The organism is Nocardioides sp. (assembly GCF_050699375.1).
Taxonomy (GTDB): domain Bacteria; phylum Actinomycetota; class Actinomycetes; order Propionibacteriales; family Nocardioidaceae; genus Nocardioides.
In genome coordinates this window covers 1-2,164 of record NZ_JBOHDN010000044.1, presented here as the reverse complement: position 1 = coordinate 2,164, position 2,164 = coordinate 1, and the positions used below count along the sequence as shown (strand labels likewise).

General features: G+C 65.5%; 2 protein-coding genes and 2 pseudogenes. 3 read left to right on the top strand and 1 reads right to left on the bottom strand.

What is annotated here, in order from left to right; translation table 11 throughout:
* The 3 genes and pseudogenes from ACRDPS_RS02445 to ACRDPS_RS02435 all read left to right on the top strand — a co-directional run.
* Positions 1-224 (top strand): annotated as a pseudogene (locus ACRDPS_RS02445) (MFS transporter); the annotation flags it as partial.
* Positions 225-705: 481 nt separating this feature from the next.
* The gene (locus tag ACRDPS_RS02440; RefSeq protein WP_431500027.1) at positions 706-1,296 is read left to right on the top strand and encodes a hypothetical protein; all 591 of its coding nucleotides are present in this window, start codon (positions 706-708) and stop codon (positions 1,294-1,296) included.
* 237 nt (positions 1,297-1,533) lie between these two features.
* Positions 1,534-1,962 carry a GNAT family N-acetyltransferase gene (locus ACRDPS_RS02435; protein ID WP_431500026.1) on the top strand — a complete coding sequence of 143 codons (429 nt, stop codon included), beginning with the start codon at positions 1,534-1,536 and terminating at the stop codon, positions 1,960-1,962.
* 2 nt (positions 1,963-1,964) lie between these two features.
* Here the strand turns inward: ACRDPS_RS02435 and ACRDPS_RS02430 are convergent.
* Positions 1,965-2,164, bottom strand: a pseudogene (locus ACRDPS_RS02430) (hypothetical protein); the annotation flags it as partial.

Here is a 2,164-nt window from a genome sequence, read left to right as displayed (position 1 = left end):
TCCGCACCGCGACGACCTCCGGCACCACCGCGCTGTCCTCGATGGCCCAGAGCATCGGCTACCTGTTCGCGGCCGGCGGCCCGTTCGTCGTCGGGCTGCTGCGCGAGTCCACCGGCGCGTGGTCGGTCCCGATCGCGCTCCTGCTGGGGCTCGCGGTCGTCCAGGTCTGTGCCGGGTACGTCGCGGGCCGACCGGTCCTCATCGGGGCCCGGTCCGAGGACTGAGCGCGGATTCCGCCCGTGCTGACCTCATCGCCGGTGGCGAGCGGCGATACTGCAGGACATGACAGCGACTGCGGAGCAGCGGGATCGGGTCGGGCCTTTCGAACGTGGCGGCGGTCATCGTCGTGGGTGCCGAGCTCGTGCGTTCGGTGATCATGGACCGACTCCGTTGGGAGGTCGACTATCCCGAGATATTCGCCGTCCAGGGAGTGTCGCTCACGCTGGTCCTTCTGGCGTGCGTAGCGGTGCTGATCTGGCGTGGACGCACGCTCGTGCGGCGTCTCATGGCGCCGCTTCTCGTACTCGCTACCATCCGAGCCCTTCGTCGATGAGAGTGCTGTGTCCACGTAACCTGGGGAAGGTTATCCGAACAGGGTGCGGATAACCTTCCCCAGGTTACGGTCGAGCCACGGTCGATAGACCAGAAATGAACGACGAGTTGGAAATGCCGTACGTCGCTTAGCGCGGCCGATAGCCTTCACCAGTGAATGTTGCGACCCAGATCGATTGGCTCACATTGACCGTCGCCTCGGTTGCGCTCGGCGTCAGCGGCCTCGCTGCTTGGAACGCGTGGAGCGTCGCAAGGCGGCAAGCTCATGAGCTTGGTTGGGCCCTACTCAATGACCTGACGACAGGCGAGGTGGCGGCGGCTCGGAATCGGATCGGTACCTTCATGTACGGCCAGCCCGGCAGCAGTGGGGAGCAGTTCGAGGCGGCCATGGTGCGCGACTACTACACACTCTTGTGGTGTGTTGAGAGAGTCGGAGCCGGCCAGCGCGCGTTGCACGTCTGGACTGCGAAGTCTGCCTCCGCTGACTTCCTGACGAGAGTGCAGTGGCACGCTCGGGAGATCGCTACGAACGTCTCCCTCCTTCACAGCGTCTTCAGCGAGTACAACGACAAGGCGGCATGGGATGCGTTCCAGGTGTCAGCGCGAGCAGTCGGCTTTGAGGCGATGACTGACAGCGAGCTCGCCGAGGAGATCGAGGTGAGGAAGCTGGTTGAGCGCACGGCAGCCTTGGCCGAGGAGGAGTCGGGACGCGGGAGGCGTCGGCGCTGGCGGACGGAAAGGTGATGGCGATTCGAGATGCTGCCATTTGCGTATCGAACTCGAGCACGCAGACGGTGCGGGACCGAATACTGTGGGCGGCATTGCTACCGAGTCGTACACCATCGCGCCGCTCAGCCCTTAGACCTGGCCGGCGTTCGATGCGCTGGTGCAGCGGCACAACGGGATCTTCGGTGGCTGCTGGTGCATCTGGTTCCATCCGGACGGACCCGAGAGGGCCAAGGCGCTGAGGCGAACCGGGCGTTGAAGAAGGCGTATGTCGAGAAGGGCGAGGCGCATGCCGCGCTGGTGATGGACGGGGACGAGGCCGTTGCCTGGGCCGAGTACGGCCCCCCCCCGGTCGACCTGCCCACGCTCCACCACTTCAAGCAGTATGACGCGACGAAGACAGTGAACCCCGACTACCGGATCACCTGCGTCTTCGTCGACAAGCGCTACCGGCGGCAGGGCGTGACGGAACTGGCCATCACCGGTGCGCTCGAGCAGATCGCTCGGGCCGGCGGTGGGCGGGTCGAGAGCTATCCGCACGACCTGACCGACCAGACCAAGAAGATGTCGTCGTCATTCCCCTACAACGGCACCCGTCGGCTCGACGAGCGGCTCGGATTCGCCTACGGCCGGCCCAAGGGCCTGCAGAACTGCGTCATGGTGAAGACGGTCGAGGCGGCCTGAGGTCAGGGTCGCAGGTCTGGATTCTTTGCGTTGCTAGGCAAGAGTGGATCGATCGGGGTGATCCGGACGCCGAGTGCGGAGTGGGCGTAGCTGGTTAGCTGCTGCTCGGCGCGCTCCAGGGTCAGCGACGAGTTGTGGGCGAGCAGGTGGAGGCCGAAGGCGTCCTCGAGGGCCACGAAGTTGCGGGCGATCGCCTCGGCGG